Origin of the sequence: Serratia sp. Tan611, assembly GCF_905188235.1 — a bacterium.
GTDB lineage: Bacteria > Pseudomonadota > Gammaproteobacteria > Enterobacterales > Enterobacteriaceae > Serratia_B > Serratia_B rhizosphaerae.
On sequence record NZ_LR994655.1, the window covers coordinates 1624215 to 1641189 of the forward strand.

Annotated in this window: 14 protein-coding genes; 10 read left to right on the top strand and 4 right to left on the bottom strand. The window is 62.1% G+C overall.

The genetic code is table 11. The annotated features are described in order from the left end of the window. Nucleotides 1-2 precede the first annotated feature (2 nt). Nucleotides 3-1241: a molybdopterin molybdotransferase MoeA gene (gene moeA, locus TAN611_RS07730; protein WP_160027632.1), complete on the bottom strand. Its 1239-nt coding sequence runs from the start codon at nt 1239-1241 to the stop codon at nt 3-5. A 113-nt stretch (nt 1242-1354) separates the two neighbouring features. Between moeA and TAN611_RS07735 the strand changes: the two genes are divergently transcribed. The 6 genes from TAN611_RS07735 to gsiD all read left to right on the top strand — a co-directional run bounded on the left by TAN611_RS07735 (nt 1355) and on the right by gsiD (nt 8509). Further along, complete coding sequence (locus TAN611_RS07735; protein WP_105230387.1) at nt 1355-1891, top strand: DUF924 family protein; 537 nt, start codon at nt 1355-1357, stop codon at nt 1889-1891. A gap of 322 nt (nt 1892-2213) precedes the next feature. Continuing rightward, nucleotides 2214-3173 (top strand): isoaspartyl peptidase/L-asparaginase family protein, encoded by a 960-nt coding sequence (locus TAN611_RS07740; RefSeq protein WP_105230388.1) that lies wholly within the window; start codon nt 2214-2216, stop codon nt 3171-3173. A 15-nt stretch (nt 3174-3188) separates the two neighbouring features. After that, entirely contained in the window at nt 3189-5066 is a 1878-nt protein-coding gene (locus tag TAN611_RS07745) for a dipeptide ABC transporter ATP-binding protein (RefSeq protein WP_203067476.1), read from the top strand. Nucleotides 5067-5085: 19 nt separating this feature from the next. Then, entirely contained in the window at nt 5086-6618 is a 1533-nt protein-coding gene (gene gsiB / locus TAN611_RS07750; RefSeq protein WP_203067477.1) for a glutathione ABC transporter substrate-binding protein GsiB, read from the top strand. 56 nt (nt 6619-6674) lie between these two features. Continuing rightward, nucleotides 6675-7595: a glutathione ABC transporter permease GsiC gene (gsiC, locus tag TAN611_RS07755; protein ID WP_105230391.1), complete on the top strand. Its 921-nt coding sequence runs from the start codon at nt 6675-6677 to the stop codon at nt 7593-7595. A gap of 2 nt (nt 7596-7597) precedes the next feature. Then, complete coding sequence (gene gsiD, locus TAN611_RS07760) at nt 7598-8509, top strand: glutathione ABC transporter permease GsiD (protein ID WP_105230392.1); 912 nt, start codon at nt 7598-7600, stop codon at nt 8507-8509. Between the two features lie 45 nt (nt 8510-8554). Here gsiD and fghA read toward each other — a convergent pair whose 3' ends face one another. The 3 genes from fghA to TAN611_RS07775 are packed head-to-tail and all read right to left on the bottom strand — an operon-like array spanning nt 8555 to nt 11465. Next, nucleotides 8555-9397: an S-formylglutathione hydrolase gene (gene fghA / locus TAN611_RS07765; protein ID WP_105233247.1), complete on the bottom strand. Its 843-nt coding sequence runs from the start codon at nt 9395-9397 to the stop codon at nt 8555-8557. A gap of 19 nt (nt 9398-9416) precedes the next feature. After that, on the bottom strand, nt 9417-10544 hold the full coding sequence (locus TAN611_RS07770) for an S-(hydroxymethyl)glutathione dehydrogenase/class III alcohol dehydrogenase (RefSeq protein ID WP_105230393.1): 1128 nt from the start codon (nt 10542-10544) through the stop codon (nt 9417-9419). 30 nt (nt 10545-10574) lie between these two features. After that, entirely contained in the window at nt 10575-11465 is an 891-nt protein-coding gene (locus tag TAN611_RS07775) for a LysR family transcriptional regulator (RefSeq protein ID WP_105230394.1), read from the bottom strand. Between the two features lie 105 nt (nt 11466-11570). On the opposite strand from TAN611_RS07775, the gene TAN611_RS07780 reads away from it, so the two are divergent. The 4 genes from TAN611_RS07780 to TAN611_RS07795 all read left to right on the top strand — a co-directional run bounded on the left by TAN611_RS07780 (nt 11571) and on the right by TAN611_RS07795 (nt 16969). Further along, entirely contained in the window at nt 11571-12728 is a 1158-nt protein-coding gene (locus tag TAN611_RS07780; protein WP_111737455.1) for a YbfB/YjiJ family MFS transporter, read from the top strand. A gap of 347 nt (nt 12729-13075) precedes the next feature. Next, on the top strand, nt 13076-13738 hold the full coding sequence (gene folE, locus TAN611_RS07785) for a GTP cyclohydrolase I FolE (protein ID WP_105230396.1): 663 nt from the start codon (nt 13076-13078) through the stop codon (nt 13736-13738). A 238-nt stretch (nt 13739-13976) separates the two neighbouring features. Beyond that, nucleotides 13977-15017 (top strand): TAXI family TRAP transporter solute-binding subunit, encoded by a 1041-nt coding sequence (locus tag TAN611_RS07790; protein WP_105230397.1) that lies wholly within the window; start codon nt 13977-13979, stop codon nt 15015-15017. Further along, nucleotides 15014-16969, top strand: coding sequence for a TRAP transporter permease (locus TAN611_RS07795; protein ID WP_111737454.1), 1956 nt, complete (start codon nt 15014-15016; stop codon nt 16967-16969). Before TAN611_RS07790 ends, TAN611_RS07795 begins: the two co-directional genes overlap by 4 nt. Nucleotides 16970-16975 lie beyond the last annotated feature (6 nt).

Sequence of the window (16975 nt, forward strand, 5' to 3'; positions counted from 1 at the left end):
GATCAGCTCCTCAGCAGCGCATTAAACGGCTCGATCTCCACCATCTCGCCGGCGGCAACGGCGCCGCGTTCACGCTCCAGCACGATAAAGCAGTTGCCCTGGCTGAAGGAGCTGAATACGTGCGAGCCTTGGTGGCCGGTGGTGCTGACCTCCAGTTCACCCTGCGCATTGCTGGCGAACAGCCCGCGCTGAAAGTCGAGGCGGCCCGGCGATTTCTTCAGCGGCGTCAGGGCGCGGGCGCGCAGGCGTGGCGGCATACGCCATTCGCTGTGGCCGGCCAGTTTTGCCAGCAGCGGCTGCACCAGCTGATAGAAGGTCAGCGCCGCGGAGACCGGGTTGCCCGGCAGGCCGCAGAACCAGGCGTGCTGCAGTTTACCGAAGGCGAACGGTTTGCCCGGTTTGATCGCCAGCTTCCAGAAGCCGACCTCGCCCAGTTCGTCGAGCATCTGTTTGGTGTAATCGGCCTCGCCGACGGAGACGCCGCCGCTGCTGATCACCACATCGGCCTCACTGTCGGCCTGGTTGAAGGCAGCGCGCAGCGCCGTCTGATCGTCGCGGATAATGCCGAGGTCAAGCACCTCGCAGCCCAGCTGTTCCAGCATCAGGCGCACGGCAAAACGGTTGGTGTCGTAAATCTGGCCTTCCTGCAGCGGCTGGCCGACCGGCTGCAGCTCGTCGCCGGTGGAAAACACCGCCACTTTCAGTTTGCGCATCACACGCAGTTCGGCAATCCCCAGCGAGGCCAGCAGCGGCAGCTGCGCGGCGCCCAGCTTCACCCCGGCGGGCAGTACGCTGGCGCCCTGACGGATATCTTCGCCCGCCAGACGGATATTCTGCCCGGCGTGTACCACGGCGTTGAAACGCACGCCGTCGTCGGTCACTTCCGCCTGCTCCTGCATAATCACCGCTTCGGCGCCGGCCGGCAGCGGCGCGCCGGTCATGATGCGCACGCAGCTGTGGGCGGGCCATGCGTCATTGAAAGGGGCGCCGGCAAACGCCTTGCCGGCCACCGGCAGCGGGGCGTTGGCGTTGAGGTCGCCCAGGCGCACCGCGTAGCCGTCCATCGCCGAATTGGCGAACGGCGGCACGTTGAGCGGTGAGATCACCGGCGTGGCGGTAATGCGCCCGGCGGCGTCGGTCAGCGCCACGGCTTCGGTTTCGCTCAGCGGCGTCACCTGGCTGAGCATGTTGTCCAGCGCCTGTTCAAGGGAAATCAGATCGGCAGTATGGCAATGGTCCATAAAAAAGAACTCCATAATCAGAGGGCGCGAAAATATCGGCGAAGTGGGTCTATTATGGCAGATAACCCCTGACGGGAGAATGACCCGGCTAATCACGCGTGAAGGAGAAAAAGATGCATAAACAGGTGATAGATTTCTGGTTTGAAGAGATTGATCCGGCGATGTGGTTCCGCAAAGACGATGACTTCGATCGTCAGCTGCATCAGCGTTTTTCCGCACTGTGGCATGCGGCGGCGGCGGGGGAGCTGGCCGCCTGGCGCGATAGCATCGAAGGCCGGTTGGCGGAGGTGATCGTGCTCGATCAGTTCAGCCGCAATCTGTTCCGCGGTACGCCGCGCTCATTTTCCTGCGACGGCATGGCGCTGATTCTGGCGCAGGAGGCGATACGCAGCGGCGAGTGCGAACAGCTGACGCCGGTGCAGCGCGGCTTTCTTTATTTGCCGTTTATGCATTCGGAATCGCCGCTGATTCATCAGCAGGCGCTGGCGCTGTATCAGGAATTAAATAACCCCGAACAGCTGGATTATGAAGTGCGCCATAAGGCGATTATCGATCGGTTCGGTCGTTATCCGCATCGCAATGCCATTTTAGGCCGCCGCAGCACGGCGGAAGAAGAGGAATTTTTACGCCAGCCCGGCTCGTCATTTTGACGGCATAAAGAGGCAAAATAATGCCCCACGTCCCGCCCGGCGAATAGTTTTTCGGCAGGAGGGACGTAGTGCCATGATATTTGTCTGCACGCGCGGCCAATAAAGCCCTGTGGCCGGCGATTGTGCCATTTTGTTTAATTAACCCGCTGTTTTTATTCCATAAAAAAATATTTATGCGCAAAAGAATCTAATAAAAAGTTAGGCGGTACGCCACGGGGATGAAAGGCTTTACATCACCCGCTGCGCTAAATATAGTCAAAAAAGAATAATAATCGTCCCGTCATATCAATGGGATCTGAGCGTTAAGACAGGGTGACAGGCCATGAGCAAACCAGTGATTGCCATTCACGGCGGCGCGGGCGCAATCAGCCGTGCGGCAATGAATGCGGAGAAAGAGCAACAGTATATTCAGGCATTATCGTCCGTGGTGGCGGCCGGGCAGGCGGTGCTGGCCGACGGCGGCAGCGCGCTGGACGCGGTGACCGAGGCGGTCAGGCTGCTGGAAGAGTGCCCGTTGTTCAACGCCGGCAAGGGCGCGGTGTTCACCCATCAGGGCACCCATGAACTGGACGCCTGCGTGATGGACGGCCGCGGCTGCGACGCCGGGGCGGTCGCCGGCGTCAGCCGGGTGCGCAATCCGGTGCTGGCGGCGCGCGCGGTGCTGGAACAGAGCCAGCACGTGATGTTTGCCTGTGACGGGGCGGAAAAATTCGCCGCCGCCCACGGTCTGGAAATGGTGGAGCCGGAATTCTTTTTTACCCAGGAACGCTTCGATCAACTGCACCGCGCTCAGGCGGAGCACGGCCGGGTGCTGCTCGATCATGACGGCGCCGCAGCGCTGCATGACGATCCTATCGATCCCGATCGCAAATTCGGCACCGTCGGCGCGGTGGCGCTGGACGCCGCCGGCAATCTGGCGGCGGCCACCTCGACCGGCGGCATGACCAACAAACAGGCGGGGCGCATCGGCGATACGCCGATCGTCGGCGCCGGCTGTTACGCCAACAATGCCACGGTGGCGGTTTCCACCACCGGCACCGGCGAAACCTTTATGCGCGGCGTCACGGCCTATGACGTTTCCGCGCTGATTGAGTACGCCGGCCTCAGCCTGCAACAGGCGACCGACAAAGTGGTGATGGAGAAACTGCTGCAGCTGGGCGGCAGCGGCGGGCTGATCGCCGTCGATCGCCACGGCAATATCGCGCTGCCGTTTAACAGCGAAGGCATGTACCGCGGCTTCGGCTATGTCGGCGATGCCCCTTCGGTGGGCATCTACCGTTAACCGGCAGGAGGCGGTATGAGCGAAAACATTCTCGAACCGGCGTCGGCCGGCAGCCTGATATTGCCACCGCAGCGGGTGCTGTCGGTGCGTGACCTCCGTGTGCGTTTTCACAGTGAAGACGCGGTGGTGGAGGCGGTGCGCGGCGTCAGTTTTGACGTCGACCGGGGCGAAACGCTGGCGGTGGTCGGCGAGTCCGGCTCCGGCAAGTCCGTCACCTCGCTGGCGCTGATGCGGCTGGTGGAGCAGGGCGGCGGGCAAATCGTCGGCGGCAGTATGACGCTGCGGCGCCGCAACGGCGACATTCTGGATCTGGCGGCGGCGCGGCCGCGTACCCTGCGCACGCTGCGCGGCGCCGATATGGCGATGATCTTTCAGGAACCGATGACTTCGCTGAATCCGGTATTTCCGGTGGGTGAGCAGATCGCCGAATCCCTGCGTCTGCATCAGGGCATGGATCGCCGTAGCGCGCGTCAGGAGGCGTTGCGCATGCTGGATCTGGTGCGTATTCCCGAAGCGAGAAACGTGCTTGACCGCTATCCGCACCAGCTGTCCGGCGGCATGCGTCAGCGGGTGATGATCGCCATGGCGCTGTCGTGCAAGCCGGCGCTGCTGATCGCCGATGAGCCGACCACCGCGCTGGACGTCACCATTCAGGCGCAGATCCTGCAGCTGATCCGTCTGCTGCAGCAGGAAATGCAGATGGGCGTGATATTTATCACCCACGATATGGGCGTGGTGGCGGAAATGGCCGACCGCGTGCTGGTGATGCGGCAGGGCGAAAAGGTTGAAGAAAACGCGGTGCGCCCGCTGTTCAGCGCGCCGCAGCATCCCTATACCCAGGCGCTGCTGGCGGCGGTGCCGAAGCTCGGCGCGATGGCCGAGCGCGACCTGCCGGCCAAATTCCCCCTGCCGGGCGAGGCGGAGGAGGGAGCGGTGCAGGACAGCGTGCCGCCGGGCGCCGCGCCGATCCTGCAGGTAGAGAACCTGGTGACGCGCTTTGACCTGCGCAGCGGCATCTTCAACCGGGTGACGCGGCGGGTGCATGCGGTGGAGAACGTCAGTTTCGATCTCTATCCCGGCGAAACGCTGGGGCTGGTGGGGGAATCCGGCTGCGGTAAATCCACCACCGGGCGTTCGCTGCTGCGGCTGGTGGACAGCCAGCACGGCACCATTACCTTTGACGGACAAACCGTCAATCAGCTTAAAGGCTCTGCGTTGCAGCATCTGCGGCGCGATATTCAGTTTATTTTCCAGGATCCGTATGCCTCGCTGGACCCGCGCCTGACGGTGGGCTTTTCCATTATGGAGCCGCTGCTGGTGCATAACATCGCCCGCGGTGAGCAGGCGCAGCGGCGGGTGGCCTGGCTGCTGGAACGGGTGGGGCTGCGGCCGGAGCACGCGCAGCGCTATCCGCACGAGTTTTCAGGCGGCCAGCGCCAGCGTATCTGCATTGCGCGCGCGCTGGCGCTGAACCCGAAAGTGGTGATCGCCGACGAGGCGGTATCGGCGCTGGATGTCTCCATTCAGGCGCAGATTGTGAATCTGCTGCTCGATCTGCAGCGGGAGTTCGGCATCGCCTTCCTGTTTATTTCTCACGATATGGCGGTGGTGGAGCGCGTCAGCCACCGCGTGGCGGTGATGTACCTCGGCCAGATTGTCGAGATTGGCCCGCGGCGGGCGGTATTCGCCAACCCGCAGCATGCCTATACCCGTAAGTTGATGGCGGCGGTGCCGGTGGCCGATCCGCGTCATGTGCAACATCGCCAACCGCTGTTGGCAGATGATATTCCCAGCCCGATCCGCGAGCTGGGGGATGAACCCGTTACCGCACCGCTGGTGGAGGTTGGCCCGGGACATTTTGTCGCGCGCCACCCGATTGCCGGTGCCTATTAGCTCCCAGGAGAAAAGCAACATGACTCAGAAACGTAGTGTATTGGCCGTTGCCGTGCTGCTGGCCGCGGTCGGCAGCAGCCCGGCGTGGGCGGCGAAGGATGCGGTGATCGCCGTGGCGTCCAATTTCACCTCGCTCGACCCTTACGATGCTAACGACACGCTATCGCAGGCGGTGGCGAAGTCGTTCTATCAGGGGCTGTTTGGTTTTGATAAGGATATGAAGCTGGTCAACGTGCTGGCGGACGGCTATCAGGTCAGCGACGACGGCCTGAGCTATACCGTCAAGCTGCATCCGGGGGTGAAGTTCCACGACGGCACTGACTTTAACGCTGAGGCGGTGAAGGCGAACCTGGACCGCGCCAGCAATCCGGACAGCCACCTCAAGCGCTATAACCTGTTTAAGATGATCGACAAGACCGAGGTGATCGATCCGCTGACGGTGAAGATCGTGCTGAAGACGCCGTTCTCGGCGTTTATCAACAACCTGGCGCACCCGGCGGCGGCGATGATCTCGCCGGCGGCGCTGAAGCAGTACGGCAAACAGATCGGTTTCCATCCGGTGGGCACCGGCCCTTACCAGTTTGAAACCTGGAACCAGACCGACTTCGTTAAAGTGAAGAAATTTGCCGGCTACTGGAAGGCGGGGCAGCCGAAGCTGGACAGCATCACCTGGCGTCCGGTGGTGGATAACAACACCCGCGCGGCGATGCTGCAAACCGGCGAGGCCGACTTTGCGTTCCCGATCCCGTACGAGCAGGCCAAGGTGCTGGAGAAAAACGCCAAGCTCAATCTGGTGGTCGCGCCGTCGATCCAGCAGCGTTACATCAGCATGAATGTGACGCAAAAGCCGTTCGATAACCCGAAGGTGCGCCAGGCGCTGAACTATGCCATCAACAAAGAGGCGCTGATCAAGGTGGCCTTTGCCGGCTATGCCGCGCCGGCGCAGGGGCCGCTGCCGCCGACCATCGACTTCGCCGCCCGCTATCAGCCGTGGCCGTATGACCCGGCTAAGGCGCGTGAACTGCTGAAAGAGGCCGGTTACCCGAACGGTTTCAGCACCACGCTGTGGTCATCCCATAACCACAGCACCGCGCAGAAGGTGCTGCAGTTTACCCAGCAGCAGCTGGCGCAGGTGGGCGTGAAGGTGAAGGTCACCGCGATGGACGCCGGCCAGCGTGCGGCGCAGGTGGAGAGCGTCGGGGTGAAGGACACCGGCGTGCGGATGTTCTATACCGGCTGGTCGGCCTCCACCGGCGAGGCGGACTGGGCGCTGTCGCCGCTGTTTGCCAGCCAGGCGGCGCCGCCGAAACAGTTCAACACCGCGTTTTATAGCAATCCGCAGGTGGATAAGGACTTGAGCGATGCGCTGGCGACCACCGACCGCAGCAAAAAGCAGCAACTGTATAAGGACGCGCAGGATCGCATCTGGGCCGACGCGCCGTGGATTTTCCTGGCGACCGAGCGTCTGCTGTCGGCGAACAGCAAGCAGCTGAGCGGGTTCTACGTGATGCCGGACACCTCGTTCAGCTTTGACGACGCCGATCTGAAATAACGTGCGGCGCAGGGGCGCGGTTTGCCCCTGCGCCCCGGCTGTTGCTGGAATCTGTGATGCTGAATTATTTTATTAAACGACTGTTGGGGCTGATCCCGACGCTGCTGATCGTCGCGGTGCTGGTCTTTCTGTTCGTGCATCTGCTGCCGGGCGATCCGGCGCGGCTGGCGGCCGGCCCGGACGCCGACGAGGCGGTGGTGCAGCTGGTGCGTCAGGATCTGGGGCTGGACAAGCCGTTGCCGCAGCAGTTCGCGCACTTTTTTATCAACGCGCTGCAGGGCGACTTCGGCCATTCGATGGTGTCGAAACGGCCGGTGAGCGAAGAGATCGCCACGCGCTTTATGCCGACCTTCTGGCTGACCGTCGCCAGTATGGCGTGGGCGGTGATCTTCGGCATGGCGATCGGCGTGGCGTCCGCCGTCTGGCGCAACCGCTGGCCGGATCGTCTGGGCATGACGCTGGCGGTGTCCGGCATCTCGTTTCCGGCGTTCGCGCTCGGCATGCTGCTGATGCAGATCTTTTCCGTCGATCTGGGCTGGCTGCCGACGGTGGGCGCCGACAGCTGGCGGCACTATATTCTGCCGTCGATCACGCTGGGGGCGGCGGTGGCCGCGGTGATGGCGCGCTTTACCCGCGCGTCGTTCGTTGAGGTGATGCAGGAAGACTATATGCGCACCGCGCGCGCCAAAGGGGTGCGCGAAAGCCGGGTGGTGATTAAACACGGGCTGCGCAACGCGATGATCCCGGTGGTGACCATGATGGGGCTGCAGTTTGGTTTTCTGCTGGGCGGTTCGATCGTGGTGGAAAAGGTCTTCAACTGGCCCGGTTTGGGGCGGTTGCTGGTGGATTCGGTGGAGATGCGCGACTACCCGGTGATTCAGGCCGAGGTGCTGCTGTTCTCGCTGGAGTTTATTTTGATTAACCTGTTGGTGGACATGCTGTATGCGGCAATTAACCCGGCGATACGTTACCAGTGAGGATGCGCATGATTAACTGGCGACGCAATGCCGCGCTCAAGGCGATGCCGCAGCTTGATCCGCACGCGGTGCGCACTCCCTGGCACGAGTTTTGGCGGCGTTTCCGCCGTCAGCGCGTGGCGCTGCTTGCCGGGCTGTTTGTGCTGCTGCTGGTGGCGGCGGCGCTGTTTGCGCCCTGGCTGGCGCCCTATGACGCCGAAAACTATTTCGATTACGACCGGCTGAACGAAGGGCCGTCGCTGGTGCACTGGCTGGGGGTGGATTCGCTGGGTCGCGATATTTTCAGCCGGGTGCTGATCGGCGCCCGCATTTCGCTGGCCGCCGGCGTGTTTTCCGTGCTGGCCGGCGGCGCGATCGGCACGCTGTTGGGGCTGCTGGCCGGCTATTACGAGGGCTGGTGGGACCGCATTGTGATGCGCATCAGCGACGTGCTGTTCGCCTTTCCGGGTATTTTGCTGGCGATCGGCGTGGTGGCGGTGATGGGCAGCGGCATGACCAACGTGATCGTGGCGGTGGCGATTTTCAGCATTCCGGCGTTTGCCCGGCTGGTGCGCGGCAATACGCTGGTGCTGAAGCGGCTGACCTATATCGAGTCAGCGCGCAGTATCGGCGCCTCTGACCGCACCATTTTGCTGCGGCATATTCTGCCCGGCACCCTCTCGTCGATCGTGGTCTATTTCACCATGCGTATCGGCACCTCGATCATTAGCGCCGCCAGCCTGTCGTTTCTCGGGCTGGGCGCGCAGCCGCCGACGCCGGAGTGGGGGGCGATGCTGAATGAGGCGCGCGCCGATATGGTGATCGCGCCGCACGTGGCGATCTTCCCCAGTCTGGCGATTTTTCTGACCGTGCTGGCGTTTAACCTGTTGGGTGACGGCCTGCGCGACGCGCTGGATCCGAAGCTGAAAGGGTAACGCGGCAGGAATAACGCCGCCCCGGACGGGGCGGCGGCCGGCGCATCAGCGGAACAGGTGTTCGGCGTGAAAGCGCAGGTGGTCTTCGATAAAGGTGGCGATGGTGAAGTAGCTGTGATCGTAGCCCGGCTGGATGCGCAACGTCAGCGGCCAGTCGCGCTGGCGCGCCAGTTCGGCCAGCTTGGCCGGCTGCAGCTGATCCGCCAGAAACTGATCGTCGTCTCCCTGATCGACCAGCACCGGCAGTTTTTCCGCACCGCTTGCCAGCAGGTGGCAGCTGTCGTATTGCAGCCACTGGCTTTCGTCATCGCCCAGATAGGCGCGGAAGGCGCGACGCCCCCACGGCACCTGACAAGGGTTGACGATTGGCGCAAATGCCGAGGCGGAGCGATAACGCTGCGGGTTGCGCAGCGCCATAATCAGCGCGCCGTGGCCGCCCATCGAGTGGCCGAAGATCGACTGGCGATCGCTGATGCTGAAGTGCTGGCGGATCAGCGCCGGCAGCTCCTCGCTGATGTAGTCATACATGCGGAAGTGACGATCCCACGGCGCCTGGGTGGCGTTGAGATAGAACCCGGCGCCCTGGCCGAGGTCGTAGCCTTCGTCGTCCGGCACGTCGTCGCCGCGCGGGCTGGTATCGGCCATCACCAGCACCAGCCCCAGCTCGGCGGCGATGCGCTGCGCGCCGGCTTTCAGGGTGAAGTTCTCATCGTTGCAGGTCAGCCCCGACAGCCAGTACAGCACCGGCGGCGGGTTGTCATCACGCGGCGGCGGCAGGTAGATGCTGAAGGTCATCGGGCAGTTCAGGGTCTGCGCCGTATGACGGTAGCGTTGCTGCCAGCCGCCGAACATTCGGTGTTCTTCAAGCAGTTCGAGTGACGTCGTCATAATCAATTCGCCTCCTTGCTCAGCGCTTAGCGAAATGCACCACGGAACGGATCGATTTGCCTTCGTGCATCAGATCGAAGGCGTCGTTAATCTGCTCCAGCGGCATGGTGTGGGTGATAAAGTCGTTCAGTGCGAATTCGCCGTCCAGGTAGCGCTGCACGATACCCGGCAGCTGTGAACGGCCTTTGACGCCGCCGAATGCAGAGCCGCGCCAGACGCGCCCGGTCACCAGCTGGAAGGGACGGGTGGCAATCTCTTCGCCGGCACCGGCCACGCCGATAATCACCGATTCGCCCCAGCCTTTGTGGCAGCACTCCAGTGCGGAACGCATCACGTTAACGTTGCCGATGCACTCAAAGGAGAAGTCCACGCCGCCGTCGGTCAGCTCGACGATCACTTCTTGAATCGGCTTGTCATAATCCTGCGGGTTGATCAGATCGGTGGCGCCCAGCTTGCGCGCCAGATCGAATTTGCTGGTGTTGATGTCGATGCCGATAATGCGGCCGGCGCCGGCCATCTGCGCGCCGATAATCGCCGACAGGCCGATGCCGCCGAGGCCGAAAATGGCAACCGTATCGCCCGGCTGAACGTTGGCGGTGTTGATGACCGCGCCCATGCCGGTGGTGACGCCGCAGCCCAGCAGGCACACTTCTTCCAGCGGCGCTTCTTTGCTGATTTTCGCCAGCGAAATTTCCGGCACTACGGTGTACTCGGAGAAGGTGGAGGTGCCCATATAGTGGAAGATCGGCTGGCCGTCTTTAAAGAAGCGGGTGGTGCCGTCCGGCATCAGGCCCTTGCCCTGAGTGGTGCGGATCGCCTGGCACAGGTTGGTCTTGCCGGATTTACAGAACTTACACTCGCCGCATTCCGGCGTGTAGAGCGGAATCACGTGATCGCCGACGGCGACGCTGGTGACGCCTTCGCCGACCGCTTCCACCACGCCGCCGCCCTCATGGCCGAGGATCGCCGGGAAGACGCCTTCCGGATCTTTGCCGGACAGCGTATAGGCGTCGGTATGACAGACGCCGCTGGCGACGATCCGCACCAGCACCTCGCCTTTTTGCGGCGGCATCAGATCGACTTCTTCGATCTTCAGCGGTTGGTTGGGGCCCCAGGCTACGGCCGCGCGGGTTTTGATCATCTCCATCATCGTCTCCTCAGTGATCTTGGGTAAGGGTTAGGCAGGTTCATGTTGTGTTTGCGGCATTTCAGCCAGTTCAATAATCAGTTGTTTCAGCGCGCGCACGTTGGGGCTGAAGGCGTCGCGCCGCCACAGCAGCCAGGTGGCGGTCTCGGCGATATCGTCGGGCAGCGTGTGCACCTTTACCCGCTCATGGCCGGGCAGCAGGGTGAGCACCGAATGCGGGATCATCGCCAACCCGGCGCCGCTGGCCACGCAGGCCAGCATCGCGTGGTAGGACTGGATCTCCATCACCTGACCGGGCTGCGCGCCATCGCGTTTGTACCAGGCTTCCAGCCGCAGTCGGTAGGAGCAGCTGGGACGGAAGGCGAACAGCGTCTCTCCGCGCGCGTCCTGCGCGCTGTGGATATCGGCATGGTCAAGGCTGGAAATCACCACCATATGTTCGGCGAAGGCGATGCAGCCGTTGAGTTCGTCATGCTGGAGCGGGCCGTCCACCAGCGCCGCCGCCAGGGTGCCGGCGCGCACGCGCTCGGTAATCTCCCCGGAGGTGTCGGTGACCAGCGACAGGGAAACCTGAGGATAGCGTTGGTGGTAAGCGGCCAGCAGAGTGGGCAGACGGGTGGCGGCGGTGCTTTCCATTGAGCCGAGGGCAAAGGTGCCCGCCGGTTCGCCGGCGTGGGTGATGCTCAGCGCTTCTTCGCTCAGCGCCAGAATACGGTTGGCGTAACACAGAAAGTTGTGCCCCATCGGCGACAGCCGCAGGCGCTGTTTCTCACGGATAAACAGATCGGTGCCCAGCTCCTGTTCAAGCTGGCGCAGGCGGGTGGTCAGGTTCGACGGCACCCGGTGCAGCAGTTCGGCCGCGCGGGCGACAGAGCCGGTTTCGGCGACGCTGCAAAACATACGAAGCTGGGTCAGATCCATACCGTTCTCTTTTCGTAAGCAACTTTGTGATGATTATTCAGTTTTTGTGAGTGTAATGCGACGGCATGATAGTGGCAACTTTCTTTTCACTATCGGGATAATGTTATGGCGCTCAAAATAGCCTTAAGCGGCTTTATCGCTTTAATTGTAGCAATGGGCATCGGCCGCTTCGCGTTTACGCCGCAGGTGCCGCTGATGATTGTCGAACACCAGTTAACGCTGACCAGCGCCGGGCTGGTGGCGGCGCTGAACTATCTGGGTTACCTGTGCGGCGCCTATGACGCGATGCGCGCCAGCCGCCACGTTGAACGCCGCCTGTGGCTGGGCGTGTGGGGCGCGGTGGCGCTGACGCTGCTGTCGGCATGGGCGGAAGGCGCAGTGTGGCACGGCGCGCTGCGTTTTGTTATCGGTTGGGCCAGCGGCTGGGCGATGGTGCTGGTGGCGGCCTGGACCAACGAGCGTCTGGCGCACTACGGCCGCCCGGCGCTGAGTGCGGCGGTCTTCGCCGGCCCCGGCGCGGGAATTTTTATCAGCGGCATGCTGGCGGTGGCCATCCACAGCCTGGCGCTGAGCGCGGCGCAGGCCTGGCTGCTGTACGGCGTGGCGGCCCTGGTGTTGGTAGCCACTATCAGCTTCAGCCTGCCGCGCGCGGGGGAGATGCAGCGCGCTGAAGCGGCGGCGGAGCCGCTGCGGCTGACGCCGGCGCTGAAACGGCTGGTGTGGAGCTACAGCCTGGCGGGCTTCGGCTATATTCTGCCAGCGACCTTTTTGTCGCAGATGGCCGCCGAGCGTTTTCCCGGCAGCCTGTTCGCCCAGTTCGTCTGGCCGATTTTCGGCGGTGCGGCGGTGCTGGGGATTATCATCGGCATCCTGACCCGCCATCGCCTGACCACCCAGAGCCGGCTGGCGCTGACGCTGTGGGTGCAGGCGCTGGGCGTACTGTGCGCCGAAGCGCTGCCAGGCGTCAGCGGGCTGCTGTTGGGGGCGTTGTTAACCGGCGGCGGTTTCCTCAGCGTGGTGCAGCTGTCGATTCAGCACGGCCGCGAGCTGGCGCCGAACCATGCCCGCTATATGGCCGGGCTACTGACCACCGGCTACGCCGTCGGCCAACTGGCGGGGCCGATGCTGTCCGCGCTTTCCACCGCGCTGACCCAGAGCCTGGAGCCGGCGCTGTATGTGGCGACGCTGGGGCTGGTGGTGGCCGGGCTGCTGGTGATCAAAATCCCCGCACGCGCCGCGCGACGCCAGCTGGCGGGGGAGTGAGGGAGCGGCGGCAGGTATTTCTGCCGGGCAGATGCGGATTTTTCATCGCTGGTTGAAACACAATCACTGGATAAACGTCTCACTCTCCTCTACAGTGGGGGCAAAATCTTGATCGGGTTCACGCTCTATTCTTCCTCCTTTCAAGTTGCCGGCGCGTTGGCTGCGCTTCTTATTCCCTGCTGTTTAGTGCGCTAAGCGGCTGAGGAAAGTTTGTTTGCCAGCCGCCAGCATCCGGAGTCTGGCGGACAGAAGCCATGCGGAACCCTTGCAGTTATAAAGAGAGTAGCCCCGAACGTTGGGTGGCCGGCCGGCCACCTGCGCAAGGGCCACCTGCTGGAGACACACAAATGACGACACTCAGTAAAGAAGCGGCTCTGGTACACGCAGCGCTGGAGGCTCGCGGCCTGGAAACCCCGCTGCGCGGTGAAATGTTGGATCGCGAAACGCGTAAGCGGCGTATTCAGGAGCACATGACGGAAATCATGCAGCTGCTGAACCTCGATCTGACCGATGACAGCCTGGCGGAAACCCCGCATCGCATCGCCAAGATGTATGTCGATGAGATCTTTTCCGGTCTGGATTACGCCAATTTCCCGAAGATCACCGTCATTGAAAACAAAATGAAGGTAGATGAAATGGTGACGGTGCGTGATATCACCCTGACCAGTACCTGCGAACACCATTTTGTCACCATCGACGGTAAGGCCACCGTGGCCTATATCCCGAAAGACGGGGTGATCGGCCTGTCCAAGATCAACCGTATCGTCCAGTTCTTCGCCCAGCGTCCGCAGGTGCAGGAGCGTCTGACCCAGCAGATCCTGATCGCGCTGCAGACGCTACTTGGCACCAACAACGTGGCGGTGTCCATTGACGCGGTGCACTACTGCGTGAAGGCGCGCGGCATCCGTGACGCCACCAGCGCCACCACCACCACGTCACTGGGCGGGCTGTTCAAGTCCAGCCAGAACACGCGTCAGGAGTTCCTGCGCGCGGTGCGTCACCACCAGTAACGCACGATAAACCGGCGCGCTCGTTCTGAGGGCGCCGGCCGTTTTTCCCCGCTTTTTCCCGCATTTTCAATTCCGCTGCCGATCTTTTATCTGCGTCACATTCTTGTCGCCGCATCGCCCATTTTTTGCTCATCCCGATCACAAATCCGCCAATGGCGGTTAGCTAAACGAATTTGTCATGTTGTATACAAGTTTAGGTAAATGTTTTCTATTTGTTTCAAAACATCGGGTGAATTTAATGAAAAATAGAAAAATCAAACTGTTGCTGTTCGCCTCTGCGGCCGTTGCCGTGGCGGTACTGGCGGTCGTCGGCAAAATAGAGAATGAAAACAAGACATTCCTGTCCGTAGCGACCGCCTCAACCGGGGGAACGTATTACCCGATGGGGGTCGGCCTGGCTAATGTCTGGAGCACCCGGCTGAAGCCGGATGGTATTCAGGTGACCGGGCAGTCTTCCGCCGGCTCGATCGAGAATATCGATCTGCTGCAGAAGGATGAGGCCCAACTGGCCATTTTGCAGAGCCTGCTGGCGGTTGAGGCCTATCAGGGCGTGGGGAACTTTGCCGGGCGCGCCTACGGCGACCTGCGCTCTATCTCCATGCTGTGGCCCAACGTCGAGCATTTTGTGATGCTGGAAAGTAAGGTCAAGGACGGCACGCTGAACGACATCGCCGGCAGCCGTTTCTCGGTAGGGCCGCAGGCCAGCGGCACGGAGCAGTCGACGCTGGTTATCCTGCGCGGCGTCAACATGAGCAAGAAAAACATTTCGCCGGAATACCTAGGCTATGGCGACACCGTCTCGGCGATGCGAGACGGGCGGCTTGACGGCGGCGCGCTGCCTGCCGGCGTGCCTGCCGCCGCGGTGACCGATATGTACGCCAGCGGCGTGCCCTCGCGCATTCTGGAAGTGACCGATGAGCAGATGGCCAGCATTAACGCCGTCGCCAACGCCTGGTTCCGCTTCGTGATTGCGGCGGATACCTACCCGCGGCAAACCAAAGCGGTGGCGACCATCGCGCAGCCTAATATTCTGGTCACCACGCGCGGCATTGATGACAAGATTGTCTATGACCTGACCAAGGCGATGTTTGAGAACCTGCCGGAAGTGCATCAGGTGCACAGCGCGGCCAAAAACATCTCGCTGGAAAATGCCCTGAAAGGGGTGTCGGTGCCTCTGCATCTGGGGGCGTACACCTATTTCCGTGAAGCCGGGGTTAATATCCCCGCCGAGCTTATTCCACCAGAAGCGCGCGCCGATCGCGCTACGGAGGCGCTATGAACACCACGCCCTTGACGCCGCAGCCGGATACCTCGCTGGATAAAGAGGCGGGCGCCGGCAGCCGCCCGCTGGCCGGACGCTATGCGCTGTTCGCCACCGTGCTGGCGATCGCGATTTCGCTGTACGCCGTTTATTCCAACGCGTTGGCCAATACCCAGGAGTTTTATCGCAATACCACTTTCCTGACCGGGATTCTGGTGCTGGGCTTTATTTTGTTCCCGTTCTCCAAAAAGCACGCGACGGCCAAATTTAACGCCTGGGACTATCTGTTTATCGTGCTGACGCTGATCGGCTACGGCTATTTCTATTTTAACTATCTCGACCTGCACGTGGTGCGCAAGAGCCTGCCCAATACCACCGATTACCTGATGGCGGCGCTGGGCATCGGCGTACTGTTTGAGGCCGCACGCCGCACCACCGGCCTGTTTATTCCCAGCCTGGCGACGTTCGCCATTATCTATGCGCTGTTTGGCCAGTATTTTATGGGCATCTTCGGCCACAGCGGTTTTTCGGTCGAGCGATTGCTGTACCGGCTGTTTATGACCAGCGAAGGGATTTTCGGCATTACCCTGTCGACCGCCGCCACTGCGATCGCGGTGTTTATTCTGTTCGGCGCGTTCCTCAGCGTCAGCGGCGCGACGCAGCTGTTTAACGATCTGGCGCTGGCGGTGGCCGGGCGTCGTCGCGGCGGCCCGGCGCAGGTGGCGGTGATCTCCTCGGCGCTGACCGGATCGCTGAGCGGCAGCGCGGTCGCCAACGTCGCCACCACCGGCACCTTTACCATTCCGCTGATGAAAAGCATCGGACTCACGCCAAAATTCGCCGGCGCGGTCGAGGCGACGGCGTCGACCGGCGGCATGATCATGCCGCCGATTATGGGCGCGGCGGCGTTTATCATGGCCGGCTTCCTCGGCATCTCTTACACCACCATCGTGATTGCCGCCATCGTGCCGGCGCTGCTGTACTACGCGGCGCTGATTATCGCCATCGATCTGGAGGCCAAAAAGCAGGGGCTGAAGGGCATCAGTAAGGAAAATATCCCGCAGGTGAAAGCGGTGCTGAAGGCGCGCGGGCTGCTGCTGTTGCCGCTGTTTATCGTGATTGGCGCCTTACTGCTGGGTAAAACGCCGATTTACGCCGGCTTTCTGGGGATCGTCGCCATTATCGCCGCCAGCTGGCTGACGCCGGACAGCGCGGTGCGCATGACGCCGAGAAAAATCGCCGAGGCGCTGAATGAAGCGGCCAGAGGATCGATTCAGGTGACCATCGCCTGTGCGGCGATCGGGGTGATCATCTGCGTAGTGACCATGACCGGCATCGGCTCGACCCTGGCGTTTAATATTGTGTCGATGACCAACAACACGCTGTGGATGATTTTGCTGGTGGTGATGCTGGTGTGCATCGTGCTGAGTATGGGGCTGCCCTCCACCGCGCTGTATATCGTGGTGGCGGTAACGGTGTCGCCGATTCTGATCAAGGCCGGCGTGATGCCGCTGGCGGCGCATTTCTTCGTGTTCTGGTTTGGCGCGCTGTCCAATATCACGCCGCCGGTGGCGCTGGCCAGCTATACCGCCGCCAGCATTGCCCGCGCCGATCCGATGCAAACCTCCTGGGAGGCGGTGCGGCTGGCGCTGCCCGGTTTTATCATCCCGTTTATTCTGGTGTATAACCCGATGCTGCTGATGCAGGGGGACGCGGTGAATGTGCTGTCGGTGATCCATATGGTGGCCACCGCGCTGGTGGGCATCTATGCGCTCTCCATTGCCAGCGCCAACTTCTGGCTGATGAAGGCCCACTGGCTGGAGCGCGTGCTGTTTACCTGCGCCGCCATTCTGCTGATTAAGCCGGGGCTGATGACCGACCTTGGCGGGCTGGCGCTGATTATCTCTGCCGGCACCCTGCACCTGCTGCGTTTCAGACGGCGTTCGGCCGCGCCGGAGGAGTCGGCATGATTTACG